Source organism: Dactylosporangium sp. McL0621 (genome assembly GCF_049995355.1).
GTDB lineage: Bacteria > Actinomycetota > Actinomycetes > Mycobacteriales > Micromonosporaceae > Dactylosporangium.
Map to the genome: position 1 here is coordinate 11,667,659 of NZ_CP188259.1, position 25,616 is coordinate 11,693,274.

At 72.0% G+C, this 25,616-nt stretch carries 26 protein-coding genes and 1 pseudogene; 12 read left to right on the top strand and 15 right to left on the bottom strand.

Going from position 1 to position 25,616, the window contains the following annotated elements:
- Positions 1-307 precede the first annotated feature (307 nt).
- Together hutI and hutH are read left to right on the top strand one after the other, a co-directional pair.
- Positions 308-1,477 (top strand): imidazolonepropionase, encoded by a 1,170-nt coding sequence (gene hutI, locus ACPPVO_RS55330; RefSeq protein ID WP_426507641.1) that lies wholly within the window; start codon positions 308-310, stop codon positions 1,475-1,477.
- Positions 1,474-2,994 carry a histidine ammonia-lyase gene (gene hutH / locus ACPPVO_RS55335; protein WP_426507642.1) on the top strand — a complete coding sequence of 507 codons (1,521 nt, stop codon included), beginning with the start codon at positions 1,474-1,476 and terminating at the stop codon, positions 2,992-2,994. Before hutI ends, hutH begins: the two co-directional genes overlap by 4 nt.
- Before the next feature lie 285 nt (positions 2,995-3,279).
- Here the strand turns inward: hutH and rdgB are convergent, their stop codons facing one another.
- From rdgB to ACPPVO_RS55365, 6 genes are all read right to left on the bottom strand, one after another.
- Entirely contained in the window at positions 3,280-3,879 is a 600-nt protein-coding gene (gene rdgB, locus ACPPVO_RS55340; protein WP_426507644.1) for an RdgB/HAM1 family non-canonical purine NTP pyrophosphatase, read from the bottom strand.
- Entirely contained in the window at positions 3,876-4,604 is a 729-nt protein-coding gene (gene rph / locus ACPPVO_RS55345; RefSeq protein ID WP_360378149.1) for a ribonuclease PH, read from the bottom strand. Before rph ends, rdgB begins: the two co-directional genes overlap by 4 nt.
- 34 nt (positions 4,605-4,638) lie before the next feature.
- Positions 4,639-5,442, bottom strand: a complete 804-nt coding sequence (locus ACPPVO_RS55350) for an SGNH/GDSL hydrolase family protein (RefSeq protein WP_426507646.1) — start codon at positions 5,440-5,442, stop codon at positions 4,639-4,641.
- Positions 5,439-6,581 (bottom strand): glycosyltransferase, encoded by a 1,143-nt coding sequence (locus ACPPVO_RS55355; RefSeq protein WP_426507648.1) that lies wholly within the window; start codon positions 6,579-6,581, stop codon positions 5,439-5,441. Before ACPPVO_RS55355 ends, ACPPVO_RS55350 begins: the two co-directional genes overlap by 4 nt.
- Before the next feature lie 64 nt (positions 6,582-6,645).
- Positions 6,646-7,794, bottom strand: a complete 1,149-nt coding sequence (locus tag ACPPVO_RS55360; RefSeq protein WP_426507650.1) for a glycosyltransferase family 4 protein — start codon at positions 7,792-7,794, stop codon at positions 6,646-6,648.
- A gap of 67 nt (positions 7,795-7,861) precedes the next feature.
- Positions 7,862-8,614, bottom strand: coding sequence for an MBL fold metallo-hydrolase (locus ACPPVO_RS55365; protein ID WP_426507652.1), 753 nt, complete (start codon positions 8,612-8,614; stop codon positions 7,862-7,864).
- Positions 8,615-8,878: 264 nt separating this feature from the next.
- On the opposite strand from ACPPVO_RS55365, the gene ACPPVO_RS55370 reads away from it, so the two are divergent.
- A complete protein-coding gene (locus ACPPVO_RS55370) occupies positions 8,879-9,226 on the top strand; it encodes a hypothetical protein (RefSeq protein ID WP_426507654.1) in 348 nt (115 codons plus the stop codon).
- A 6-nt stretch (positions 9,227-9,232) separates the two neighbouring features.
- Here ACPPVO_RS55370 and ACPPVO_RS55375 read toward each other — a convergent pair whose 3' ends face one another.
- The 6 genes from ACPPVO_RS55375 to ACPPVO_RS55400 all read right to left on the bottom strand — a co-directional run bounded on the left by ACPPVO_RS55375 (position 9,233) and on the right by ACPPVO_RS55400 (position 13,439).
- Positions 9,233-10,183 (bottom strand): PLP-dependent cysteine synthase family protein, encoded by a 951-nt coding sequence (locus ACPPVO_RS55375; RefSeq protein ID WP_426507656.1) that lies wholly within the window; start codon positions 10,181-10,183, stop codon positions 9,233-9,235.
- Positions 10,184-10,187: 4 nt separating this feature from the next.
- Entirely contained in the window at positions 10,188-10,499 is a 312-nt protein-coding gene (locus tag ACPPVO_RS55380; RefSeq protein ID WP_426507658.1) for a MoaD family protein, read from the bottom strand.
- Between the two features lie 66 nt (positions 10,500-10,565).
- Positions 10,566-11,057 (bottom strand): M67 family metallopeptidase, encoded by a 492-nt coding sequence (locus tag ACPPVO_RS55385; RefSeq protein WP_360378170.1) that lies wholly within the window; start codon positions 11,055-11,057, stop codon positions 10,566-10,568.
- 55 nt (positions 11,058-11,112) lie between these two features.
- Positions 11,113-11,607 (bottom strand): DUF2017 domain-containing protein, encoded by a 495-nt coding sequence (locus ACPPVO_RS55390; RefSeq protein WP_426514880.1) that lies wholly within the window; start codon positions 11,605-11,607, stop codon positions 11,113-11,115.
- Between the two features lie 2 nt (positions 11,608-11,609).
- The gene (clpS, locus tag ACPPVO_RS55395; RefSeq protein WP_360378173.1) at positions 11,610-11,906 is read right to left on the bottom strand and encodes an ATP-dependent Clp protease adapter ClpS; all 297 of its coding nucleotides are present in this window, start codon (positions 11,904-11,906) and stop codon (positions 11,610-11,612) included.
- A 15-nt stretch (positions 11,907-11,921) separates the two neighbouring features.
- Positions 11,922-13,439 carry a hypothetical protein gene (locus ACPPVO_RS55400; RefSeq protein WP_426507659.1) on the bottom strand — a complete coding sequence of 506 codons (1,518 nt, stop codon included), beginning with the start codon at positions 13,437-13,439 and terminating at the stop codon, positions 11,922-11,924.
- Positions 13,440-13,637: 198 nt separating this feature from the next.
- Here ACPPVO_RS55400 and ACPPVO_RS55405 point away from each other — a divergent pair, with 198 nt between their 5' ends.
- From ACPPVO_RS55405 to ACPPVO_RS55420, 4 genes are all read left to right on the top strand, one after another.
- Positions 13,638-16,262, top strand: a complete 2,625-nt coding sequence (locus tag ACPPVO_RS55405; protein ID WP_426507661.1) for a LuxR C-terminal-related transcriptional regulator — start codon at positions 13,638-13,640, stop codon at positions 16,260-16,262.
- Between the two features lie 217 nt (positions 16,263-16,479).
- On the top strand, positions 16,480-17,736 hold the full coding sequence (locus ACPPVO_RS55410) for a nicotinate phosphoribosyltransferase (RefSeq protein ID WP_426514881.1): 1,257 nt from the start codon (positions 16,480-16,482) through the stop codon (positions 17,734-17,736).
- Positions 17,733-18,305, top strand: a complete 573-nt coding sequence (locus ACPPVO_RS55415; RefSeq protein ID WP_426507663.1) for an isochorismatase family protein — start codon at positions 17,733-17,735, stop codon at positions 18,303-18,305. The genes ACPPVO_RS55410 and ACPPVO_RS55415 overlap by 4 nt, the downstream gene beginning before the upstream one ends.
- A 215-nt stretch (positions 18,306-18,520) precedes the next feature.
- Positions 18,521-18,895, top strand: a complete 375-nt coding sequence (locus ACPPVO_RS55420) for an STAS domain-containing protein (RefSeq protein WP_360378184.1) — start codon at positions 18,521-18,523, stop codon at positions 18,893-18,895.
- A gap of 365 nt (positions 18,896-19,260) precedes the next feature.
- Here ACPPVO_RS55420 and ctaD read toward each other — a convergent pair whose 3' ends face one another.
- Positions 19,261-20,994, bottom strand: a complete 1,734-nt coding sequence (gene ctaD / locus ACPPVO_RS55425) for a cytochrome c oxidase subunit I (RefSeq protein ID WP_426507665.1) — start codon at positions 20,992-20,994, stop codon at positions 19,261-19,263.
- 130 nt (positions 20,995-21,124) lie between these two features.
- Positions 21,125-21,460: a hypothetical protein gene (locus ACPPVO_RS55430; RefSeq protein ID WP_426507666.1), complete on the bottom strand. Its 336-nt coding sequence runs from the start codon at positions 21,458-21,460 to the stop codon at positions 21,125-21,127.
- A 253-nt stretch (positions 21,461-21,713) separates the two neighbouring features.
- Between ACPPVO_RS55430 and ACPPVO_RS55435 the strand changes: the two are divergent.
- The 4 genes and pseudogenes from ACPPVO_RS55435 to ACPPVO_RS55450 form a co-directional block, all read left to right on the top strand.
- Positions 21,714-21,860: pseudogene (locus tag ACPPVO_RS55435) on the top strand (LacI family DNA-binding transcriptional regulator); the annotation flags it as partial.
- Between the two features lie 63 nt (positions 21,861-21,923).
- The gene (locus ACPPVO_RS55440) at positions 21,924-22,712 is read left to right on the top strand and encodes a LacI family DNA-binding transcriptional regulator (protein ID WP_426514882.1); all 789 of its coding nucleotides are present in this window, start codon (positions 21,924-21,926) and stop codon (positions 22,710-22,712) included.
- Between the two features lie 139 nt (positions 22,713-22,851).
- A complete protein-coding gene (locus ACPPVO_RS55445; RefSeq protein WP_426507667.1) occupies positions 22,852-23,481 on the top strand; it encodes a transcriptional regulator in 630 nt (209 codons plus the stop codon).
- Complete coding sequence (locus ACPPVO_RS55450) at positions 23,478-24,311, top strand: NADP-dependent oxidoreductase (RefSeq protein WP_426507668.1); 834 nt, start codon at positions 23,478-23,480, stop codon at positions 24,309-24,311. Before ACPPVO_RS55445 ends, ACPPVO_RS55450 begins: the two co-directional genes overlap by 4 nt.
- Before the next feature lie 443 nt (positions 24,312-24,754).
- Here the strand turns inward: ACPPVO_RS55450 and ACPPVO_RS55455 are convergent, their stop codons facing one another.
- Positions 24,755-24,961, bottom strand: a complete 207-nt coding sequence (locus ACPPVO_RS55455) for an RNA-binding S4 domain-containing protein (protein ID WP_360378197.1) — start codon at positions 24,959-24,961, stop codon at positions 24,755-24,757.
- Positions 24,962-25,037: 76 nt separating this feature from the next.
- Between ACPPVO_RS55455 and ACPPVO_RS55460 the strand changes: the two genes are divergently transcribed.
- The gene (locus ACPPVO_RS55460; RefSeq protein WP_426507669.1) at positions 25,038-25,556 is read left to right on the top strand and encodes a hypothetical protein; all 519 of its coding nucleotides are present in this window, start codon (positions 25,038-25,040) and stop codon (positions 25,554-25,556) included.
- Positions 25,557-25,616: the final 60 nt, after the last annotated feature.

Below are 25,616 nucleotides of genomic sequence, written 5' to 3' on the forward strand. Positions count from 1 at the left end.
CGAGGGGCGATGAGCCGGAAAGTGTGGCGGGCGCTGACGATGCCGGGGTCGGCCGCGCCGGCAATGGGCCGGGAAACGCTACGAGCGACAGACGGCCAGGCAACACGGCGGGCATCGGCGAGCGGTCTGGAAACGGCGCGAACGGCGACGCGGCTGGCATCGGCGACGAACCCGGTAGCGGTCCGAGCGGCGACGTGGCGGGGAATGTGGCGGGCAATGGCGGGGACGCGGCCTTCGGGGAGAGTCGCGTTGGAGTCGGGGTTTGGCGTGAAGGCGTTGACGACGGCGGGCGCATCGGGGCGGCGCTATGAGGTCGTTGCTGGTCACCAACGTCGGGGAGCTCGTCACGGGCGATCCGAACTGGGGTGAGGGGCCGCTCGGGATTCGGCGCAACGCGGCGCTCGTCATTGACGATCGGCGGGTCGAGTGGATCGGGCGGGCCGGCGACGCGCCCGCGGCCGATGTGCGGCTCGACGCCGACGGGGCGGCGGTGCTTCCCGGGTTTGTGGACAGTCACTCGCACCTGGTGTTCGGCGGCGATCGGGCGGCGGAGTTCGCGGCGCGGATGGCGGGGCAGCCGTACACGGGTGGGGGGATCCGGACGACCGTCGGCGCCACCCGGGCCGCCGATGACGAGCAGTTGCGGGCCAACGTGGCTCGGCTGCGGAATGAGGCGCTGCGGCAGGGTACGACGACGATGGAGATCAAGTCCGGGTACGGGCTGAGCGTCGCCGATGAGGCTCGGTCGCTGCGGATCGCGCGGGAGTTCAGCAGCGAGACGACGTTTCTCGGGGCGCATGTGGTGCCGGCCGAGTACGCGGATCGGACGGATGACTACGTGAGCCTCGTGTGCGGGCCGATGCTGAGCGCGGCGCGCGGGGCCGGGGCGCGGTGGATCGACGTGTTCTGCGAGCGGGGGGCGTTCGACGCGGATCATTCGCGGGCGATCCTGACCGTCGGCGCGGACGCGGGGATGGGGGTGCGGGTGCACGCCAACCAGCTGACGGCGGGGCCCGGGGTACAGCTGGCGGTTGAGCTCAATGCCGCTTCGGCGGATCACTGCACGCATCTGTCCGCGGCGGACATCGCGGCGCTCGCCGGGTCGGGCACGGTCGCGACGCTGTTGCCGGGGGCGGAGTTCTCGACGCGGTCGCCGTATCCGCCGGCGCGGGCGCTGCTCGATGCGGGGGCGACGGTGGCGCTGGCGACGGACTGCAACCCGGGGTCGTCGTACACCACGTCGATGCCGTTCTGCATCGCGCTCGCCGTGCGCGAGATGGCGATGACGCCGGCCGAGGCCGTGCTCGCGGCTACGCGGGGCGGGGCGGCGGCGTTGCGCCGGGAAGACATCGGGCGGCTGACGTACGGGGCGCGCGGCGACCTCGTCGTGCTGGACGCCCCCTCTTACGTGCACCTGGCCTATCGGCCCGGGGTGCCGCTGATGAATAACGTCGTGCTCAATGGGGAGCTGGTTTGATCACCATCACCGCCTCTGGCATCAGCCCTGACGACCTGATCGCGGTCGCCCGGGCCAACGCGCGAGTGGCCCTCGCGCCGGACGCGCTCGACGCCATGCGCGCGAGCCGGTCCATCGTGGACGCGATCGAGCGGGACGGGCGCCCGGTGTACGGGGTGTCGACCGGGTTCGGGGCGCTGGCGAACACGTTCATCGCGCCGGAGCGGCGGGCGGAGCTGCAGCACGCGCTGATCCGGTCGCACGCGGCGGGCGTTGGGGCGCCGGTGCAGCGGGAGGTCGTACGCGCGATGATGCTGCTGCGGATCCGCTCGCTGGCCATGGGGCGCTCCGGGGTGCGGCCCGAGGTCGCGCAGGCGCTCGTGGAGCTGCTGAACTCGGACATCACGCCGTGGGTGCCCGAGCACGGGTCGCTCGGCGCGTCCGGGGACCTGGCGCCGCTGGCCCACTGCGCGCTGGTGCTGATCGGCGAGGGGTGGGTGCTGGCGAAGGACGGTACGCGGATCAGTGCGCTCGACGCGGGAGTGTCGCCGATCGAGCTGTCGTCGAAGGAGGGGCTCGCCCTCATCAACGGCACCGACGGCATGCTCGGCATGCTGATCATGGCCATCGAGGACGCGCGGCACCTGTTCACGATGGCGGACGTGACGGCAGCGTTGTCGATCGAGGCGATGCTCGGGTCGGACCGGCCGTTCATGCCGGAGCTGCACACGATCCGGCCGCATCCGGGGCAGGCGGCCTCGGCGGCGAACATCCACCGGCTGCTGCAGGGCTCGCCGATCATGGACTCGCACCGGGACGACCTGGTGCATGCGGTGCAGGACGCGTACTCGATGCGGTGCGCGCCGCAGGTGGCCGGGGCGGCGCGGGACACGCTGGACTTCGCGGCGGCGGTCGCCGGGCGGGAGCTGCGGTCGATCGTGGACAACCCGGTGGTGCTCACCGACGGGCGGGTCGAGTCGACGGGCAACTTCCACGGGGCGCCGCTCGGGTTCGCGGCCGACTACCTCGCGATCGCGGCGGCCGAGGTCGGGGCGATCGCCGAGCGGCGGGTCGACCGGCTGCTGGACGTCACCCGGTCGCGGGACCTGCCGCCGTTCCTGGCCCCGGACGCTGGGGTGAACTCGGGGCTGATGATCGCGCAGTACACGGCGGCGGGGATCGTCGCGGAGAACCGGCGGCTGGCGGCGCCCGCGAGCGTGGACTCGCTGCCCACGTCGGGCATGCAGGAGGACCACGTGTCGATGGGGTGGGCGGCGACGCGGAAGCTGCGGACGGTGCTGGACAACCTGTGCAGCATCCTCGCGGTCGAACTGATCTCGGGGGTGCGCGGGATTCAGCTCCGGGAGCCGCTGCAGCCCTCGCCGGCGGGGACGCTCGCGGTGGAGATCGTGGAGAGGTTTGCGGGACGGCCGGGGCCGGATGTGTTCCTCGCGCCGGTGATGGAGGCGGCTCGAGGCGCGGTGTGGTCGCGGGACCTCCGGAGGGAGATCGAGCGGGTGGCGGGACCGCTGGCCTGACCGACGGCGCTGATCCGGCCGTCAGGGAAGGCCGGGAAGGCGCCGCGGAAGACCGGGACGGCGCGCCGCGGAAGACCGGGACGGCGCGCCGCGGAAGACCGGGACGGCGCGCCGCGGAAGACCGGGACGGCGCGCCGCGGAAGACCGGGACGGCGCGCCGCGGAAGACCGGGATGACCCGAAGCGGCGGCCGGGACGAAGAGGGGTAGACCAGCCGGGGACGCAAACGGCGGCCGGCCCTAGGTGCTGGGCGGCCGCCGGGAGCTGGAAACGGAAGGCTGCGGTGTTACAGGCCCGCGGCCAGAGCGCGGAAGGCCTTGCCGCGGTGGCTGATGGCGTCCTTCTCGTCCGGGGTCAGTTCGGCCGTCGTACGGGTGTGGCCGTCGGCCACGAAGATCGGGTCGTAGCCGAAGCCGCCGTCGCCGCGGGGGGCTCGGATCAAGTGGCCTCGCATCTCGCCTCGGAAGACCTGTTCGCGGCCGTCCGGGTGGACCAGGGCGGCGGAGCAGACGAAGGCCGCGCCCAGGTGCTCGTCGGGCACGTCGGCGATCTGGGCCAGGACCAGGCGCAGGTTGGCGCCGTCGCGGTCCGGGGCGCCGCTCGGCAGGCCGGACCAGCGGGCCGAGAACACGCCGGGCATGCCGTTGAGGGCGTCCACCGCCAGGCCCGAGTCGTCGGCGATGCTGGGCAGGCCGGTGTACTGGACCGCCTCGCGAGCCTTCAGGAGGGCGTTCTCCTCGAACGTCAGGCCGGTCTCGGGGGCCTCCGGGTAGGTGTCGACGTCGTCCAGGCCCAGGAGCTCGATGTGCGGCGCCGAGGACTCCAGGACCCGGCGGAGCTCCACGAGCTTCTTCTTGTTGCGGGTCGCCAGGAGGAGGTCCGTCATCCGGCCAGGGCCTTCTGCTGCAGCGCGGTCAGGTCGGCGCAGCCGCGGGCGCCCAGGTCGACCAGGGTGTCGAGCTCGGCGCGGGTGAAGATGCCCTGCTCGCCGGTGCCCTGGACCTCCACGAACTCGCCGGCGCCGGTGCAGACGACGTTCATGTCCACGTCCGCCACCACGTCCTCCTCGTAGCAGAGGTCGAGGCGCGGGTCGCCGGCGATGATGCCCACGCTCACGGCCGCCACCGAGCGGTGCAGGACGTCCGCGGGCTTGCCGGCCAGTTTGCGCTGGGCGGCGAGCCAGCCGACCGCGTCGTGGAGGGCCACGTAGGCGCCGGTGATGGCGGCGGTGCGGGTGCCGCCGTCGGCCTGGAGGACGTCGCAGTCGAGGACGATCGAGTTCTCGCCCAGGGCCTTGAGGTCGATGCAGGCGCGCAGGCTGCGGCCGATCAGGCGGGAGATCTCGTGGGTACGGCCGCCGATCTTGCCCTTCACGCTCTCCCGGTCGCTGCGGGTCGTGGTGGCGCGCGGGAGCATCGCGTACTCGGCGGTCAGCCAGCCCAGGCCGGAGCCCTTGCGCCAGCGGGGCACGCCCTCCGTGACGCTGGCGGTGCACAGCACGCGGGTGGCGCCGAACTCGATGAGCACGGACCCCTCCGGGTGCGTGCTCCACTGGCGGGTGATCGATACGGGACGAAGTTGGTCGTGGACGCGTCCATCGGGTCGAGCCATGAGAACCACCCTAGACAAGGGGCGGCGCACGAGGTCAGGCGACCTTGCCCGGGACCATGTCCAAATCCGCGGCGGGCGAGCCGTGCCGCCACTCCGACCAGGCGAGCCGGAACAGGCCCGGCAGGAGGTCGGTCGAACGGCGGATCACCCAATGGGTGCCGGCCGTCGAGATCCACAGGGCCTGGGCCAGCGGCGACGGCGGCGGGCTGCTCGGCTCGGGCGACGGGCGGGCGGGGCCCGGGCCGTCCGTGCGGAGGGTCCTGACGACGCCGCGCTGGTCGAGGAGGTCGAAGTACGAGCAGGCCAGGAAGCGGTGCCCGCGCTCGCTCGGGTGGAGGCGATCGACACTCCACATGCGGCGGTCGTACGAGTCCGGGTTGCCGGCCGCGTCGAAATGGATGGTGTCGTACCGTGCGGCAATGCGGTCGGCCGCCTCGTTGATCTCGGTCATGCGGCGGGCGAGCGGGCGGGCCAGCGGGCCGGGCAGGCCGAACATGCGTCCGGGGTCGGGCAGGCGGATCGTGAGCACCTCGGAGCCGGCCCCGCGCAGGGCGGCGACGGTGCGCTCGAGGTGGCCCGCGAAGCGGACGCCGTCGAACGGGTCCCGCAGCGTGTCGTTGGTGCCGATGAGCACGGCCGCGAGGGTCGGGCGCACCGCGAGCGCGCGCGGGAGCTGGTCGCGCTCGAGGTCGGCGGCCCGGGCGCCGCTGAGCGAGAAGTTGTGGAGACGTACACCCAGGGCGGAGGCGAAGATCGGCGCCCAGCCGCGCCACTTCCCCTTGACCCGGTCGCCGAAGCCGGCGGTCGTCGAATCACCCAGAGCCGCAAAGACGGTCACGAAGCCACCCCCGACAGGACCAGCGAGTGGTGTACCGCGAGGAAGCCGGCGACCGCGGCCGGCCAGGAGAACTGCTCCGCCCGGGCGCGCGCCTCGGCGCGTCGGGCGGCGGCGGGTCGTTCGAGCACCCGCAGTACACCGGAAGCAAAATCGTTCGTGACGGCGACGCCGGCGGCGCCGATCACCTCGGGCAGCGCGGATGCCGCGTCGACGACGACGGGCGTACCGCACGCGAGCGCCTCCAGGGCGGCGAGCCCGAACGTCTCGATGGGGCCGGGCGCGATCACGACGTCGGCGGTCGCGAGCAGCGACGCGACGGCGGTGCGCTCGGCCACGAACTCCATGAAGTGCACCTCGTGCCCGCGGGCCTGCTCCTGGAGCCGGGCGCGCAGGGGGCCGTCGCCGGCCACCACGAGTACCGCATCGACCCCCCGCTTCCGCAGCGCCACCAGGGCGTCGACAGAGCGCTCGGGCCGCTTCTCGGACGAGAGCCGGCCGCAGTGCACGAGCAGGACCTGGTCCGGCCGGGCGTAGCGGGCGCGCAGCGTGTCGTCGTAGCGCGACGGGTTGAACAGCTCCAGGTCGACGCCGAGCGGCACCTGCGCGAGGTTGCCGGCCCCGATGCGCCGGAACTCGTTGGCGGCCCAGCCGGTCGTGCACACGATGCGGTCGTACGAGCGGAAGCTGCGCGCGTTGAGCAGGTTCGCCCACGGGTTGCCGAGCGGGCCCGCGAAGGTGAGCAGGCCGGCGAGGCTCTCGTGGGACACCATCACCGCGGGGATGCCGCGCTCGCGGGCCCAGCGGCCGGTCCAGCGCAGCGTGAAGCGGTCGGAGACCTCGAGCCGGTCGGGCGCGAGGTCGGCGAGGAGCTTGACCAGGCGGCGGCGGGCCAGCAGGACGCGGTACCCGCCGGTACCGGGCACGACCGGGCCGGGAATCGTGATCACGCGACCCTGCCTGGTCATCTCGTCGGAGTACTCGGCCCCGGGGACGATGAGGATGGGCTCGTGGCCCGCGGCGAGGTACCCCTCCCCGAGGGCGTGCAGGGCCGTGCGCAACCCGCCGGAGCGCGGCATGACGAAGTTCGCCAGCCGAACTATTCGAGCACTCACGCCGATGCCTCCGCTGCACTCCGGCATCGACGCGAGGCACAAGGCACCCTGCATTTCCGATGAGCGGCCCCTCCGCTCCGCTCCGGACCGCTCATGCCGGGATGGGCACAGACCGGGCGGCGACGCCTCCCGAGTGCACGTCGACGTAGTGCTTGATCAGCTCGTCCCCGACCGCGGCCCACGTGCGCGACGCCACCGCCACGCGCGCGGCCACGCCCATCGCCAGGCGCCGCTCGTCGTCGTTCACCAGCGAGGTCACCGCCGCGACGAGCGCCGGGGCGTCGCCGGGCGGCACCAGGAAGCCGGTGCGGCCGTCGTCGACGAGGTCCAGCGGGCCGCCCTGGGCCGGCGCGACCACGGGCACCCCGCTCGCGAGGGCCTCCTGGATGGTCTGCCCGAAGGTCTCGAACGGCCCGGTGTGCACGAACAGGTCGAGGCTGGCGAAGATCCGGGCCAGCTGGTCGCCGCGCCGCTCGCCGAGGAACACCGCGTCGGGCATCGCCCGCTCGAGGCTCGCCCGGGCGGGGCCGTCGCCGACCACGACCACGCGGACGCCCGGGATGCGGCTGACCGGCGCGAGGAGGTCGACGCGCTTCTCGACGGCGAGCCGGCCGACGTACCCGACGATCACCTGCCCCTCGGCGGCCACCGCGCGGCGCAGGGCCGCGGAGCGGTGCCCGGGGTCGAAGCGGGCCGCGTCGACGCCGCGGCGCCAGAGCCAGACGCGCTCGATGGCGTGGCTGTGCAGGGCCGTGGCGGCGGCGGTGGAGGGCGCCAGGGTCCGGTCGGCGGCGTTGTGGATGTGCCGCAGCCAGCGCCAGGCGGCCTGCTCGCCGAGGTTCGACTTGTAGTACAGGCGGGCGTAGGCGGGGACGTCCGTCTGGTAGACGGCCACCGTGGGCAGGCCCAGCGACGCCGCGACCGTCATGCCGCGGGCGCCGAGCACGAACGGGCTGGCCAGGTGGACGAGGTCGGTGCGGTGCGCCTTCAGCGCGGCGGCCAGGCGGCGGCTGGGCAGCCCCAGCCGGAAGCTCCCATAGCCCGGCGTCGCGACGGAGGGCACGCGGATGATCTGGTACGGGAACGAGCCGGTGACCGAGCGCGCCGCGGACGACGGCTGAGGTGCGATCACGAGCGGCTCGTGGCCACGCGCGACGAGGTGTTCGGCGACCCGGACGACGGAGTGGGCGACGCCGTTCACATCGGGCGGGAACGATTCGGTGACGATCGCGATCCGCATGCCATGACCATGAGGGCGTCGTCCATGCATGCGGCCACCATTTGTTGGCCAGACGGCAAACGGGGTCCTAAATGTCGTACCTGGCCCCAGGCCGGACCACGTCGATCGGGCCAGAGAAGGCGCTCGATGCGGCCTCCAGCGTCAGCGCCTCGCTCCCCCACGCCGGGACCAGGTGCGTGAGCAGCAGCCGGCCGACGCCCGCCTTGGTGGCGTGCTCGGCCGCCTCCCGGCCGGTCAGGTGCAGGTCGGGCGGGTTGTCCACCCCGTCGAGGTAGCTCGCCTCGCACAGGAACGCGTCGGCGCCCTGGGCCAGGCGGATCAGCGCCTCGCACGGGGCGGTGTCGGCCGAGTACGCCAGCACCTTGCCGTCGTGCTCGAGGCGCACGCCGTACGTCTCGATCGGGTGGTTGACCCGGTCCACGGTCACCGACAGCGGCCCGATCGGGAAGCTGCCGGGCTGCAGGGCGTAGAAGGTGTACACGTCGCCGATCGACATCGGCTCGTTCTCCCCGCCGTAGGCCGCGGTGATCCGCTCGGGGGCGTTCACGGGCGCGTAGACCGGCAGGGGCGGGAACGGGCCGGCCGGGGCGTAGCGGCGGGCCACGACGTACGAGCAGGCGTCCAGCATGTGGTCGCAGTGCAGGTGCGACAGCAGGATGGCGTCGACGGCGTAGAGGCTGCCGTAGCGCTGCAGCGCCGACATCGAGCCCGGGCCGAAGTCCATCAGGAGGCGGAAGCCGTCCGCCTCGACCAGGTAGGCGGAGCAGGGCGCCTCCGGCCCCGGGAAGCTGCCGGCGCAGCCGAGAACCGTGAGCCTCATGATGCTGCCCTCAACCCGCCGTCTCCCGTCTTCGAACGAACTGTGGATCGCATGTGGCTAGGAACGGTCAGGGTGAGGATAGATCCAATCCACGAACCCGCCGGTATAAGGCCCGGCTTGGCCCATTCACGCTGCGCAGCCTACGCCGGACTGACAGCCGAGGCCGAAAGATCCGGGGGCGGATGTCGCCAACGTGACAGGGTCGCGTCACGGTCAACTATCTCGCTCGTTGCACGCGGTGAGGCGGTAACAGAGGAGGCGACCGTGTCGGTTGACATGTTCCGAGCCAAGTGGCTGCGCCGGCAGCTCCCCGACGCGTTCCGCCTGCCCACCGAGGCCGACCCGCGCCCGGACAACCGGCAGATCGCCGCGGTGTGCGCCTGGGCGGCCGCGCTCGGCCTGGGGGGCATGGCGGTGGCCCTGCGGGCCTTTGTGGGCCTGATCGCGCAGTACCGCATCTGGTACGGCCCCGTCGTCATCACCATCGGCCTGCTCGGCCTGGTGTGCACCATCGCCGCGTTCGCGAGCGTGCACCGGCGCAGGCTCCCCTACGCGCTGCTGGGCGCGGCGTCGGTGAGCCTGCTGCTCGGCTGGGTCGTGACCGGGTTGTAGGTCTGTCTACGCCCAGAGCTGGCCGTCGAGGGCGCTCTCGGCCTCGGCCAGGGTGCCCCCGTGGGCGCCGGTCGAGAGGTACTTCCACCCGCCGTCGGCCACCAGGAACACCACGTCGGCCCGCCGGCCGGCCTTGAGCGCCTGGTGGGCCACCGCGAGCGCGGCGTGCAGCACGGCGCCGGTGGAGAAGCCCACGAACATGCCCTCGACCTCGACCAGCTGCCGGGTGCGCAGCACGGAGTCCTGGGTGCCCACGGAGAAGCGGCGGGTCAGGACCGACGCGTCGTACAGCTCCGGCACATAGCCCTCGTCGAGGTTGCGCAGCCCGTAGACGAGCTCGCCGTAGCGGGGCTCGGCCGCGATGATCTCGATGTCCTCGACCTTCTCGCGCAGGTACCGCCCCACGCCCATGAGCGTGCCGGTGGTGCCCAGGCCGGCCACGAAGTGGGTGATGGTGGGCAGGTCGCGCAGGATCTCCGGGCCGGTCGTCTCGTAGTGCGCACGGGCGTTGGCCTCGTTGCCGTACTGGTACAGCATCACCCAGTCCGGATGCTCGGCCGCGATCTCCTTCGCCACGGCGACGGCGCGGTTGGAGCCGCCCGCCGCCGGCGAGGTGATGATCTCCGCGCCGTACATCCGCAGCAGGGCGGTGCGCTCGGACGAGACGTTCTCCGGCATCACGCACACCAGCCGGTAGCCGCGCAGCTTCGCCACCATCGCCAGCGCGATGCCGGTGTTGCCGCTGGTCGGCTCGATGATCGTGTCGCCGGGGCGGAGGCGGCCGGACTCCTCGGCCGCCTTCACCATCCACAGCGCCACGCGGTCCTTGACGCTCCCCGTCGGGTTGCGGTCCTCGAGCTTGGCCCAGAGCCGCACGTCGGCGCTCGGCGAGAGCCGGGGCAGTCCGACGAGCGGCGTGTTGCCGCACGCGTCGAGCAGGGACTCGTAGCGCGCCACGGGATCAGCTGCGCAGGGCGTGAGCGGCGGCGAACGCGAACGCCCCACCCGCGACCGCGGGCAGGATCGTCACCGAGTCGCCGTCGTTGAGCTTCGCGTCGAGCGCGCCGAGGAAGCGGACGTCCTCGTCGTTGATGTACACGTTGACGAACCGGTGCAGGCCGCCCTCGCCCGTGATCAGGCGGTCCTTGATGCCCGCGTGGCGCGAGTCGATGTCGGTGAGCAGGTCGGCGATGGTGTCCCCGGAGCCCTCGACGGTCTTGGCGCCGCCGGTGTAGCTGCGCAGGATGGTGGGAATACGGACCTCGATAGCCATTTCTTCTCCTCTGGTACGGCATGAGCCTTTGACGACGTGCGGACGTACTCGTGCAACCGGGCGGCCTCAGCTGCCGGACTGACACTCGTAGTCGACGGTCGCCGGGCTCTGCCCGAAGAGGTACTTCTGGACGGCGTTCGGATCCACGACTGCATTAACTACCTGAACCGGCTCTTCGGTGACGGCTCCGTCCACGATGCGGAACGAGCGGACCTCCGTCAGCTCCGGATCACGGGTGGAGACGAGCAGGTAGTGCGCGTTGGGCTCGCCGGCGAAGGAGACGTCCGTGCGGGACGGGTAGGCCTCGGTGGCGGTGTGCGAGTGGTAGACCACGACCGGCTCCTCGTCGGCGTCGTCCATCTCCCGCCACAGCCGCAGCTGCTCCTTCGAGTCGAACTCGTAGAAGGTCATGGACCGGGCCGCGTTCTCCATCGGCACGTGCCGCACCGGACGGTCGGAGCCGGCCGGGCCCGCGACGATCCCGCACGCCTCGTCGGGGTGATCCCGGCGGGCGTGCGCGACGATCGCGTCGAGGATCGCGGCGTCGAGGGTCAGCACGGCTCACAGCCTACCGAAGCCCGGGCGACCCTCGCCCGTGACGGGCATCTCACGGTCAGCCCATCAGGGCGCCGACGAGCGATTCCTGCAGGTAGGTCAGGTACTGGTACACCGAGAGCTGCGCGACCCGCGCCGAGGTCGGGTCCTTGAGGATCGCCTCGTCCAGCTCCGTCTCGATGTCCACGTCGTCGTCGGCGATGCCCAGGCGCAGGCCCAGGGTGAGCCGGACGTCGGTGAGCGCTCGCAGCCAGGCCTCGGCCTGCTCCTCGTCGAGGGCCACCTCGCCGCCCTCGACGGGCAGGGCGTCGAGGAGCAGGGCGGCCTGCTCCAGTTTCGCCGAGCGCAGATCGTCCTCGGTGTACCGGCGCAGCTCCGCCGAGAGGGCGGCGTCGTCGCGGTACACGTCGGGGAACAGGCGCTCGATCACCGGGTCGGTGCGGTCGAAGCCCTCGGAGAGCAGGGTGATGACCTCGAGCATGACCTCGTTGAGCACGGCCGCCTCGCCCGGGCCGAACCGGGCGACGCACACCGTGCCGGCGCGCACGAACATGGTCACGACCGCTCCACCGTCGCCCAGAGCCCGTGGGCCTGCAGCCGTGAGGCGTCGTACTCCATCTTCTCGCGCACCCCGCTGGTCACGATCGCCTTGCCCTTGGTATGCACGTCGAGCATGAGGCGTTCGGCCTTCTCCTTGCTGTACCCGAACAGCTTCTGCAGGACCCAGGTCACGTAGCTCATGAGGTTGACGGGATCGTTCCAGACGACAGTCACCCACGGACGGTCGGTCTGGGGCACCTCATCAACCTCGACGTGGGTCTCTTCGATCGGTAGGACCTGCGGCGCCGCCATACCAACATGGTGCCATCAAGCGAGCAGCACGCCATGGTCGACCGCGTCTCCAGCGATGATCGACAGTGCCTGGCGCAGCTCCGCGTAGCGCTCGCTGAGCTCGTGGCCGAGTTCAACCTCGATCTCGCGCAGCGCGTGCTGGAGCCAGCGGCGGCAGTCCTTCTTGTCCGGCAGCTTCGGTGGGCCGCCCGGCGCGTGCCGGGACTGCCACATCGCATACGACCCCGCGTTGAGCCCGATGCCCAGCGGCGAGAGCACCCGGACCGGGTCTTCGCCGGCCGCGCCGGTCGCGGAGAGGCTGTCCAGCGCGCCCGCGCCGGTGAGCGCGGCGACGCCGGAGGTGGTGGTCACCAGCAGCGCCCGGTCACGCTCGCGGCCGTCGTCGCGGTTGCCGTCGGCGGCCCGGCGGGCGGCGCCGGCGATGCGGGCCAGCACGAGCTCGCCCGGCGGGGTGTCCAGCAGCGCGCCGAAGACCGCGCCGATCACCTCGCGGGTGTCGGTGTGCAGCTGGCGGGTGCTGCGCACGGACAGGGCGTGCAGCTGCCGGTCGAGCACCCGGGGCAGCTCGGGGCAGCCCTTGCCCGAGCCGAGCTCCTGCACGCAGCGCACGTGGATGGTGGCCAGGTCGATCGAGACCCGCTCGATGGCGGCCAGGCGGCGGGTGCGGATCTCCCGCTCCAGGTGCTCCTGCCAGGCGTCGCCGGTGGCCGAGACCGTGGCGGCCGCGACTCCCCCGACGCGCGCCCCGGCCGCGGCCCGCTCGTCGGCCCAGGCCTCGAGCTGGTGGCGCAGCTCGGCGACGCCGAACGTGGACGCCGGGTCGAGCGAGACCGGGAACCACGGCGCGGTGGCCAGCCGGGGGCCGCGCGGGGCGAGCAGCGCCCGGTTGGCGGCGAGCATCTCGGGCCACTCGTCGTGCTGGTCGATGCGGGTGAGCACGAAGGCGATGCGCTCCAGCCGCTCGGCCGCGGCGGTGAGCAGGTCGAGGTCGGCGCGGCCGAGCGGGGCCGCGGCGTCGACCACGAAGAGCAGGCCGAGGCCGTCGGCGGCCGCGTCGAGGGAGATCTCGGCGGTCGCCGGATCCAGGTCCCCGCGCCCGGGCGTGTCGATCAAGGCGACCCGCTTGAGCAGGGGTGAGGGGTGGGCGATCTCGATCCGGCGGGCCGGGCGCACCGGGCCCTTGATCGTGCTGCGGTCCGGGAAGGGCCGGGGCTCGCGGTGCCCGGGCACGAAGGCCCAGGCCTCGGGGCGTTCGCCGTGGCGGAAGACCACCCAGGCGTCGCCGGCCTCCAGCGGTTCGGCGCTGCGCCGGATCAGCGCGTTGATCAGCGCCGTCTTGCCCGACCCGGCGGTGCCGGCGACGATCGCGCAGCACCGGTGGGACGGCTGCGACGGGGTGACGGGTTGCCGTTGGTTCCGGCTGCCGCGAACCGGCATGGCGGCCACTGATCTCCCGCTCGTCGGGACGCCGAAGCTCGGCGCTGACGTAATTGCCAGATCGATCAGCGGCGCCTGCATGACCCCGAAGCCCATGTGCGACCTCCTTGTGCACGCTCGGGAAAGCCCGCTCCGGGCGCCGGCGGGCGGCGCGGCTGGGCGGGGCATCGGAACGCTACGTGAACGGACACTTACGGCAGCAGGGCTCCAGCTACTCAGTGGGGCCGAACGCACTACTCAAGTTCGTGCTTCCGCGGGTACGCGCAGTAATCAACGTATCGATATGCTGCGACGGTGCCTCCCTGGAGCTTTGTCGGCAGAAACGCAGAACTCACTCGAGTCGCCGAGGCGGCCTCCGGTTCGACCGGTCGCGGTCTGATTCTCGGCGGCCCGCCCGGCATCGGCAAGAGCCGATTGCTGCGCGAGAGCGTGAACACGCTGGACCAGGACAGACTCGCTGTCTGGACGGCCACCGCCAACGCCGCGACTTCCGGTCTCCCGCTCGGCGGGCTGGCCCAGGTGCTCCCGCCCGACCAGCCCGCGGGCGGCTCGCCCGCCGGTCTGCTGCGCTGGGCGGTGGACGCGCTGCACCGCCAGGCCGCGGGCCGCCCGATCGTGGTCGCGATCGACGACGCCCACCTGCTCGACCCGCTGTCCGCCGCGCTCGTGTACTACGTCGCCCGCTCCGAGAACGCGACGGTGATCGGCACCGTGCGCACCGGCGAGTCGGTGCACGACCCGGTCAGCGCGCTGTGGAAGGACGACCTCGTCGAGCGGATCGAGCTCGGGCCGCTCACCCTGCAGGAGACCTCCGACCTGCTGCAGCAGGTGCTCGGCGGCCCCGTCGACTCGGCCTCGGTCGACCGGCTGTGGCAGCTCTCCCAGGGCAACGCCCTCCTGCTGCGCGAGCTGGTGATCGCCGCCCACGCGTCCGGCGAGATCATCGAGAGCTACGGCATGCAGCGCTGGACCGGCAAGGTCGACCTGGCCCCGACCCTCACCGAGGTCGTCGACGCCCGCATCGGGAAGCTGACCCCGCAGGAGCGGGCGGTGCTGGAGCTGGTCGCGTTCGGCGAGCCCATCGGCCTGCCGCTGCTGGTGAAGGCGACCGACCTCGCCACGGTGGAGATCGCCGAGGAGCGGCAGCTGGTCCGGGTCGTCGTGGAGGACCGGCGCACGACGGTGCGGCTGGCCCATCCGCTGTACGGCGAGGTCGTCCGCCGCCGCTGCCCGGTCACGCGGTTCCGGCGCCTGCTCGCCGACCTCGCGAGCCTGGTCGAGGCCAGCGGTGCCCGCCGCCGCGACGACCTGCTGCGCGTGGCCGTGTGGCGGCTGGACTCCGACACCGCCCGCGACCCGGTGCTGCTGCTCAACGCGTGCCGGCTCGCGTTCGCCACCTATGACATGGCGCTGGCGATGCGCCTGGGCAAGGCCGCGGTCGCCGCCGGCGGCGGGTTCAACGCCGCCGAGACCCTGGCCACGATCCTCATGTTCGCCAACTGCCCCGACGAGGGCGCCCTGCTCCTCGACCAGAACGAGGACCAGATCACCGACGAGGCCCAGCGCAGCCGGTGGCTGGCGATCCGGCACATCACCTCGCACTGGGGCATCGGCGACTCCTCCACCGTCGACGAGATGAGCCGCCAGGCGCACAAGATCGGTGACCTCCGCGAGCGCTCGCTCGTGCTCGCGGTCGAGTCGACCATGCGCCTGCACCGCGGCGACTACGGCCAGGCGCTCACCCTGGCCCGCACCGTGCTCGACGGCCCCGCCTCCGCCCCCGGCCCGCGCGCCCTCGCCCGCAGCAACATGGGCCACCTCCAGGCCATGCGCGGCACCCCGGTGCAGACGGTCAAGGCGATGGCCCTGCTCGACGCCGACGCGGCCCAGTGGCGCGCGGAGGTGCCGTACATCCAGCTCGGCATCGAGCTCGCCCGCGGCACGGCCATGATCCTCGCGGCCGACCTCGAGGCCGTCGACGCGATCGTGGCCACCGAGTTCGCGGGCATGGCCGACGCCGGCAACTTCCTGCTCGGCTCCGGATACCTGCAGATCGTGCGCGCCCAGGCGGCCCGGCTGCGCGGGCATCTCCAGGAGGGCGGCCGCGCCGCCAGCCAGGCCAGCGCCATGCTCGCCACCGGCCGGATCTTCGTCGCCCTGGCCCACGCCGAGCGCGCCCACATGGCCGCCCTGCAGGGCAACGCGGCCGGCGCCGCCGCGGCGTTCGCCCTGGCCGAGGAGGCGCACTACCGCTCCATGGAGGTCCTGTACCCCTGGCTCGAGGAGGCCCGCGCCTGGGTCGCCGTCGCCGGCGGGGACGTGACCACGGCGGCCGAGGTGCTCCGCCTGCTGGCCGCGCGCAACCGCAGCGACGGGTTCGCCGCGCACGAGATGTTCGCGCTGTACGACCTGGGCCGTCTCGGCTTCGCCGCCGAGGTCAACGAGCGCATCGGCGCCCTCGCCACGACGGTGGAGGGCCGTCTCGCGCCCGCCATGGCCTGGCACGTGCGCGCGATGGCCGAGGAGGACGGGGGCGCGCTGCTCTCGGTGGCCGAGGAGCTCGCCGAGATGCGCCTGTACCTCTTCGCCGCCGAGGCCGCCGCGGGCGCGGTCACGCTCCTGCGCGGCATCCGCTCGCCTCAGACCCCGCGGGCGGCCCAGCGCCTGGCCGAGCTGCGCGTGGAGTGCCCGCAGGCGGTGACCCCGGCCCTGGTCGTGCCGCAGCCGATGCTGACGGGGCGGGAGCGCCAGATCGCACGCCTGGCCGCGGCCGGGGTGCCGTCGAAGGAGATCGCGGATCAGCTTTACCTTTCCTCGCGTACCGTCGACAACCACCTCATGCGCGTCTACGCGAAACTGGGCGTGACGGGCCGGGCGGAGCTGGCGGCGGCGCTGCGTTCCCTGCCGCCGGAGGAGTAGCGGCGGCCTTCCCGGTGCACCGGGCGCCCGGCTGGTAGCGAAAAGTCGGGCGCTCCGCGCCGCGACTTTTCGGACTTATACCCCGCCAGGCGATATATCTGGTTCGTGGAGTTCGGGGCGGTTGCCGACCGGCGGAGTGATCGCCGTCCTATAGCCCTTGGAATATGTTGTTCATGTGACGAGTAGCGCGCTCCTGACCGACCACTACGAGCTGACGATGCTGTCCGCCGCGCTGCGGGACGGCACCGCCGACCGGCACTGCGTGTTCGAGGTGTTCGCGCGCCGGCTGCCGACCGGCCGGCGCTACGGCGTGGTCGCGGGCACCGGGCGCCTGGTCGACCTGATCGCCGAGTTCCGCTTCCGCGCGGAGGAGGTCGAGTTCCTCAAGAGCCGGGGCATCGTGGACGACGCGACGGCCGAGTGGCTCGGGAAGTACCGGTTCGGCGGCGACATCGACGGTTACACCGAGGGCGAACTGTTCTTCCCCGGCTCGCCGATCATCACCGTGAGCGGCACGTTCGCCGAGTGCGTGGCGCTGGAGACGCTGATCCTGTCGGTGCTCAACCACGACAGCGCGATCGCGGCGGCCGCGGCTCGGATGGTCACGGCGGCCCGCGGGCGGCCCGTGATCGAGATGGGCTCGCGCCGCACGCAGGAGGAGGCGGCGGTCGCGGCGGCCCGCGCGGCGTACCTGGCGGGCTTCGCGTTCACGTCCAACCTCGAGGCCGGGCGGCGCTACGGCATCCCGACCACGGGTACCGCCGCCCACGCCTTCACGCTGCTGCACGACTCCGAGCAGGCCGCGTTCGCCTCCCAGGTCGCGACGCTGGGCAAGCAGACCACGCTGCTGGTCGACACGTACGACATCGCCCAGGGCATCCGCAACGCGATCGCCGTGGCCGGCCCCGAGCTGCGGGCCGTGCGGATCGACTCCGGCGACCTGAGCGTCCTCGCGTCAGAGTCGCGGGCGCTGCTGGACTCGCTGGGCGCCACGGACACGCAGATCGTCGTGTCGGGCGACCTCGACGAGTACGCGATCGCCGCCCTGGCCGCCGAGCCCGTCGACGCCTACGGCGCGGGGACCGCGGTCGTCGTCGGCTCGGGCGCGCCGACCGCCGGGCTGGTGTACAAGCTCGTCGAGGTCGAGGGGCGCCCGGTCGTCAAGCGCTCGGAGAACAAGGGCACGGTCGGCGGGCGCAAGACGGCGGTCCGGCGGCACAAGCCCACCGGTACCGCGACCGAGGAACTCGTCGTCTCCCTCGGCGTCCCCGACCCGCAGCCGCACGACCGCGCGCTGCAGCGGCCGCTGCTGCGCGGCGGCGAGCCGGTCGACGGCCTGCCGACGATCAAGGACTCGCGCGAGCACCTGCGCCAGTGCCTGATCTCGATCCCCTGGGAGGGGCTCAAGCTCTCGGCCGGCGACCCCGCGGTCCCGGTCGTCATGTCCGGCGGAATCTCTGGAGGCACCGCATGACGCGGGCGTTGATCGTGGTGGACGTGCAGAACGACTTCTGCGAGGGCGGCTCCCTCGCCGTCGCCGGCGGGGCCGGCGTGGCCGCGGAGATCTCGGCCGCGCTCGCCGACGGCCCCTGGGACCACGTGGTGGCCACCCAGGACCACCACGTCGACCCGGGCGCGCACTTCGCCGAACACCCCGACTACGTCAGCACCTGGCCGGTGCACTGCGTCGTCGGCACCGGCGGCATCGGCTTCCACCCGTCGCTGGACACCGCGAAGGTCGAGGCGGTCTTCGAGAAGGGCGCGTACGCCGCGGCGTACTCGGGCTTCGAGGGCTCCGCCGGCGGCCAGGGCCTGGCCGAGTGGCTGCGCGAGCGGGACGTCACCGAGGTCGATGTGGTCGGCATCGCCACCGACCACTGCGTCCGCGCGACGGCCCTCGATGCGGTGCGTGAGGGCTTTGTTACGAAGGTGCTCCTGAACCTCACGGCCGGGGTCGCGCCGGCGACGACCGAATCCGCGCTGGTAGAGCTGCGTGCGGCCGGGGTGACCTTGGTCGGTGAACCCGTCGTGACGACGAGTTGACCGTCCGGCGGATGGCACATGGCTGGACTTGCCGTGTAACAACCGACGTGTACCGTCATCCGGGCAAGTGGTTCCGTAACACCGATGTGAGGACTTCTCACGTCACTACGTAAGGAGCCCCTACACGGAGCGTGGCGAAAATGGCTGGACTTCGCTACGCTTGCGGGACCTCAAAGGGTCGTCCATGGTGGACGGCTCAGCACCAGGAGGGTCACGTGAAGTTGTCGATCGAGACTCGCCCCTCAGATCAGCGGGAGTCAGTGCTGACCCTGAGTGGCGAAATCGACTATGAGACCGCTCAAGAGCTCCGCACCTCGGTGAGCTCAGTGCTCGACGGAAGCATCGATCTCCTCGTCATTGATCTCGCGGGGGTCACCTTCCTCGACTCCACCGGCATCGGCACCCTCGTCGTTGCCAAGCGCATCTGCCACAGCATGGGCGTCAAGCTCGATATTCGCCGGCCCAACCCCTTCATCGCGCGTCTGTTCGCGGTGGTGGGCGTGAGCGACATCCTCGGCGTACCGATCCCGCCCGGCACCGTGTCCGGCCGCCTCCCCGCCCCTCGCGGCGGGGTCACCCAACCGGCCTGACGATTACGGAGCGCAGTCTCTCCCGGCTCCGGCCGCCCCTTTCGACGACGAAGCGCGGAGCGCCCCACCCCACACCCCGGGTGGCGGCGCCCGCGCTCAGACACCGTCACATTTAGTCACGCCGCGTGTCAGCGCTTCGACGCAACGTGACCGCGGATCAAGCAAATCACCCGGTCGGGTGATCACGCCCGTTTTTCACAAAACTGTCACACGAGCGGCGCCGGCAACAGGACGCCGCGGTTGCTCGGCAAACCCCGGAAAACCGCCCTCAGGGCGCCCCTCACGGTCCAGATCTCCGCACCCCGAGAACGAGGAACGCCCCCGCCCGCCGAAGCGGTGCGAGGGCGTTCAGAGCCTTACGGCCGTCACGAGTCCTGGTAGCTGGCGCCGCCGTCGGCCTCGTGGCTCAGCGGGCGGGCACCGCCGGGCGGCGGGGCCTCCAGCGAGTGGCCGGGGGCGTGGGCCGGGTAGCGGGCGTCGAAGGCCGGCCGCTCCGACCGGATGCGCGGCATGCTGTCGAAGTTGCGCAGCGGCGGCGGGCAGGATGTCGCCCACTCCAGGGACATGCCGTGGCCCCACGGGTCGTTGACCTCGACGACGCGGCCGGTCTTGTACGACTTCCACACGTTCCAGATGAACGGCAGCGTCGACAGGCCGGTGATGAACGAGCCGATCGTGGAGATCGTGTTCAGCGTCGTGAAGCCGTCCGAGGCCAGGTAGTCGGCGTACCGGCGCGGCATGCCCTGGGTGCCCAGCCAGTGCTGCACCAGGAACGTGGTGTGGAAGCCGATCGTGGTGAGCCAGAAGTGGACCTTGCCCAGGCGGTCGTCGAGCATCCGGCCGGTCATCTTCGGGAACCAGAAGTAGATGCCGGCGTACACCGCGAACACGATCGTGCCGAAGAGCACGTAGTGGAAGTGGGCGACCACGAAGTACGTGTCCGAGACGTGGAAGTCGATGGGCGGGCTGGCCAGCAGCACGCCGGAGAGGCCGCCGAAGAGGAACGTCACCAGGAAGCCGATCGCGAAGAGCATCGGCGTCTCGAAGGTGATCTGGCCGCGCCACATCGTGCCGATCCAGTTGAAGAACTTCATGCCGGTCGGCACGGCGATGACGAAGCTCAGGAACGAGAAGAACGGCATCAGGACCTGGCCCGTGGCGAACATGTGGTGGGCCCACACGCTCATCGACAGGGCGCCGATCGCGATCGTCGCGCCGACGAGGCCCTTGTAGCCGAAGACCGGCTTGCGGCTGAAGACCGGGATGACCTCGGTGATGATGCCGAAGAACGGCAGCGCCACGATGTACACCTCGGGATGGCCGAAGAACCAGAACAGGTGCTGCCAGAGCATCGCGCCGCCGGTCGTGGCGTCGTACACGTGCGCGCCCAGCCGCCGGTCGGCCTCCAGGGCCAGCAGCGCGGCGGCCAGGATCGGGAAGACCATGATCACGAGGACGCTCGTGACCAGGATGTTCCAGGTGAAGATCGGCATCCGGAACATCGTCATGCCGGGCGCGCGCAGGGTCAGGATCGTGGTGATCATGTTGACCGCGCCGAGGATGGTGCCGAGGCCGGAGAGCACCAGGCCCACGATCCACAGGTCGGCGCCGACGCCGGGCGAGTTGATGATGTTGTTCAGCGGCGCGTAGGCGAACCAGCCGAAGTCCGCGGCGCCACCCGGCGTGATGAAGCCGATCAGCGTGATCGAGCCACCGAACGCGTAGAGCCAGTAGGCGAACGAGTTGAGCCGCGGGAACGAGACGTCCGGGGCGCCGATCTGCAGCGGCGTGATGTAGTTCGCGAACGCGAAGACGATCGGCGTCGCGAAGAACAGCAGCATGATCGTGCCGTGCATGGTGAACAGCTGGTTGTACTGCTCAGGGGAGAGGAACTGCAGGCCCGGACGCGCGAGCTCGGCGCGCATGAGCAGAGCCATGAACCCGCCGATCATGAAGAACACGAACGACGTGGTGAGGTACATCAGGCCGATCTGCTTGGCGTCCGTGGTGCGCAGCAGCCGAGCGAACGCCGAGCCCTTGACCGGCTTGTGCACCGGCCAAGGCCTGGTGACGATCGGCTTCGGTGCGACGGTGGTCACGAAAGGCCTCCTGAGGCTGTTGAACCAGCTGGCGAGCCAGCTCCGCGAGGCGTCGAGTGATCGCCAACGCGATCAACGGGTCACCCCGCAGGCAGAATAGTCCTACTGCCCGACGCGAGATCGCTGGGGTTCAGCTACCGCCCTTGGCCCCGAAGTCGAAGCTGATGGCGCCCGCCGCGATCGCGGCCAGCACCAACAAGATGATCCCCCAGAAGATCAGCCGATCGGCCGGACTCGGGCTTTTCACGGCCCCCAGGAGCCGGCTGGAGATCGGCTCGCTGGGCGGCCCGGCCGGCACCGCCTCCACCACGACGGTGTCGGCATTATCCGGGACCGGCGCCACCCGGCCGGCCGAGCCGGACGACGGGCGGGTCTCGCCGAGGGCCTGCAGAACGATCAGGACGGCACCGGCCAGGACCAACAGCACCCCGAGCACGGCGACGATCACAGCGATCCAGTCACGCATCCTTGCCTCCTTCGATGCAGCGAGGCTAGAGAACCCGACGGGTGCGCGTCGAGACCCGGCTCACGGTCCGGCGCTGAAATTTACAGTCAGAAGCCCGGTAGCGAAACCTTGCGGCAATCTCGTGTTGACACCGCGGAAACCGTGTATGACGCTCCGATATGGAAGCGCTCCCAAAATCGACGACTTGCTATCTAAGGAGGTCGCGATGTCGATTACCGTCGCTCCAGAAACGCAGGATCCCACGCACGACCCCATGCGTGACAGTGCTGACCACCCCACCCTCGCCCACGTCGCCGCCCTCGCCGGTGTTTCTTCCGCAACTGCCTCGCGTGTGCTCAACGGCTCCGCCCGTGTGTCGCCGGCCGCCCGCCAGCAGGTCCGAGACGCCGTTGACCGGCTAGGTTACGTCCGACAGCGTGCCGCCCGCGCTGTCGACCGCCGCCCGCGATCCGTCGCCGCAGTGGTGTGCGAGCCGAACGCACGCCTCTTCGCCGACCCGTTCTACTCCCGTGTGCTGGCGGGGGCCAGTGCCGCGTTCGCCGAACGCGACATGCCGATGCTCCTGGCCGCGGGCGAGCGGCCCGCGTCGCTGCAGCGGTACCTCAGCAGCGGCCACATCGACGGCGTGATGCTGATCTACTGCCGCAGCAGCCACCCCCTCGTCGTCACGCTCCCCGCGCTCGGCGTGCCGGTCACCCTGATCGGCCGGCCGTTGCAGGGCAGCGCGCTGTCGTACGTCGACGCGGACAACCGCGGCGGCGCCCGGCAGGCGGTGGAGTACCTGGCCCGCACGGGTCGCCGGCGCATCGTCACGATCGCCGGGCCGCCGGACGTGTCGGCCGGGGTGGACCGGCTCGCCGGGTTCCGCGAGGGGCTCGAGCGGGCGGGCCTGGACCCGGGCCCGATCGCGTACGGCGACTTCACGCGCCCGGCCGGGGTGCACGCGATGACCCGCCTGCTCGATCACCGCCCGAACCTCGACGCGGTGTTCTGCGCCTCGGACCTCATGGCGGTGGGGGCCCTGCACGCGCTGCGCCAGTCCGGGCGGCGGGTGCCGGAGGACGTGGCCCTGGTCGGCTTCGACGACCTGCCGCTGGCGGCGTTCACCCAGCCGCCGCTGACCACGGTCAAGCAGCCGGTCGAGGAGATCGGGGCGGCCGCGGCCCGCCAGCTGCTCGCCCAGATGTGCAACGAGCCGTGGGACGAGCCGCCCGTGCTGCCCACGATCCTGGTGCGCCGCCAAAGCGCCTGAGGATGTCGTACCCGTTCCCGCCCGCCGCCCCGGGCGGGCGGGGCTGCGCCACAGCCCCGCTCGGGTCCGCCCCGTCCGCCTGCCGCCCCGGGCGGGCGGGGTTGCATCCATTTGCCGTCGTCCGCGCGAATCACTGGGTATGCGGCTCTTGGACCTGTTGGACGCGGCCCGGGATCTCGACAGCGGCGCCGTCGCCGGCCTCGTCGTCACGCTGACGGCGCGGTACGGCGTCGCGGCGACCTGGACCGGGGCGTGCGTGCCGGCCCTGCGCCGGGTCGCCGCTGTACACGGGCCGATCGACATCGCGGTCGAGCACACGCTCACCGAGGGCATCGCCCGCGGCCTCGACCTGGCCAGCCTCCCCCGCCACGACGACATCCGCAGCAACCACGTGCTGCTGGCCTGCGCGCCCGGCGAGCAGCACGACCTGCCGCTCAAGGCGCTGGCGGCCACGCTGTTCGAACGGCGGCTGGGGACCTTCCCGCTCGGCGCGGCGGTACCGTGGCGGGCCCTGCACGCGGCGACGGAGCGGACGTCGCCCGGCGCCGCCGTGATCTGGTCGCAGACCGCGGACACCGCCGACGCCGCGGGCCTGCTCGCCGTCGCCGCCGAATTCCCGGCCACCGCGTTCAACGCCGGCGGCCCCGGCTGGCTCGCGGCGGGGGTGGTAGCGCGCCTCACCCGGGCGGGACTTGCCCATCTCACCTCCCTCGACCTGGCCGTATCCGCCTGCGCGCGGGTCCCGGAGCCGCTAGACATGGAGGCGTGAAGGCGATCACGCTGACCGCAGAGCACACGCTGACCCTGCGGGACCTGCCCGACCCGAACCCGGCCCCCGACCAGCTGCTCCTGGCGATCCGGGCGGCCGGCGTCGACCGCGCCGACCTGGACGCACCCGCCGCGGCCGACCTCGTGCCCGGCCGGGAGGTGGCGGGCGTGGTCGTCGCCCGGGGCCCGGAGGTGACGGGCTTCGTCGTGGGCGACGAGGTGTACGCCTGGACCGACGGCGCCTACGCCGAGCGCGTCACCGTGCCCGAGCGCGCCGCGGCCCACAAGCCGGCCGGCCTCACGTTCGTGGAGGCGGCGGCCGTCCCGCGCGCCGCCGTCACCGCCCTGCAGGCCCTGCGCGCCGCCGGCACCGGCGAGGGCGACGTGGTCCTGATCCACGACGCGGCGGGCGGCTCCGGGCACTTCGCGGTGCAGATCGCCCTGGCCCTGGGCGCCGAGCGCGTGCTGGGTACCGCGGCCGAGGCCGACCACGACTTCCTGCGCGAACTGGGCGCCGAGCCAGTTCTCGCGCCCGAGCCGGTGGACGTGGCCCTGGACCTGGACGGCGGGGAGACGACGGCGGCGGTACTGCGAGAGGTGCGCGACCCGGCCCGGGCCGTGTCGACGGTGAACCCGGCGATCGCGGCGGCGGGCGGGCGGTACGTGCCGCCGACGCCGTCGGCGGAGGATCTTCGCTGGCTGGCCGACCTCGCGGATCGCGGCCGGCTGCGGGTGGCCCTGCACCGGGAGCTGCCGCTGGCGGAGGCCGCGGATGCGCACCGGCTGCTGGGCGCGGGCCATGTGCGCGGGAAGCTCGTGCTGACGCCGTAGCTGGGCTGGGCACGAAAAGTCGGGCGCTTCGCGCCGCGACTTTTCGGATTTATCGCCCGACGGGGTATTCGCCGGTTTCTGGCGGTGCGCCGCTTGCCGGGCGCAACACAGTCGAGGCCGGGCGCACCCCCGGCAGGTGGTGCCCCGACCTCGACCGCATCACTGTTGCCCGCGCTGACCACCCCAGCTCGGCAACGTCGTGAGCAACGTTTGGCGTGACCGTGCGCCGGTGGACCATCCAGGGAGGCTTCCGGTTTTTCCGGCGCCGGTCACAAGAAGAACTATGCGGCGCTGACCTGGGGAGCGGCCCAAACGGCGCTGTGAAGTTCCTGAGTACCGCGCCGTTGGGCGGCTGGGCTCACGCGTCCTCGGGCGGCCGCGGGATCGTCGCGAACGGCACCCGGCGCGCTGAGTCCCGAACGGCCGGCGTGCGCGCCGTGCCTCTAGGCGACGCGCAGCGATTCGCCCAGGACGCGTACGACATCGCCCTTGTGCAGTTGCCGACCGCGGCGGGTGTCGACCTCGCCGTTGACGCTGACCTCGCCGTCGAGGATGAGCTCCTTGCTCTCCCCGCCCGACTCCATGATGTCGGCAAGCTTCAGGAACTGACCCAGGCGGATCATGTCGCCGCGGATCTCGATGTCTCTCACATCGCGCAGCGTAGTTGTTGTGCAGATCTCGTGACGGACAACGCCGCGGCGGCGCGCGCGGTCCTACGCTGCGGGCATGACGAAGATCCGGGTCTGGCTGATCGTCTTCATCGTCGGCCTGGTCGCCAGCGGCGTCACCGCGTTCCCGCTCGAGCACGAGGTCCGCTGGCTGCACCACCTGCTCGACGGCTCCCCCGCGCCGCAGGGCCTGATCGACTGGATCGCCCGGGTGGACCGTGGCATCACGGAGACCAACGACAAGTACCCCTTCATCATGTACGGCACGGACTGGCTCGCCTTCGCCCACCTCGTCATCGCCGTTGCCTTCTGGGGCCCACTGCGCGACCCGGTGCGCAACATCTGGGTGATCGAGTGGGGCATGATCGCCTGCCTCGGCATCGTGCCGCTCGCCCTCTTCGCCGGGCCCGTGCGCGACATCCCCATCTGGTGGTCGCTGATCGACATGTCGTTCGGGGTCTTCGGCATCATCCCGCTGCTGGTCGTACGGCGGATGATCAAGCGCCTCGCCGCCTCCGACGCCGCTGACCGAAGTGCTCCCGAAAAACCGTTGCAGGTGATCCACGGAGCTGGCTAGTTTGGGCGTACACGGGAAAGGAGGTGGTCCAAAGTTGTGTAGCAATGGGACTCGTGAGGT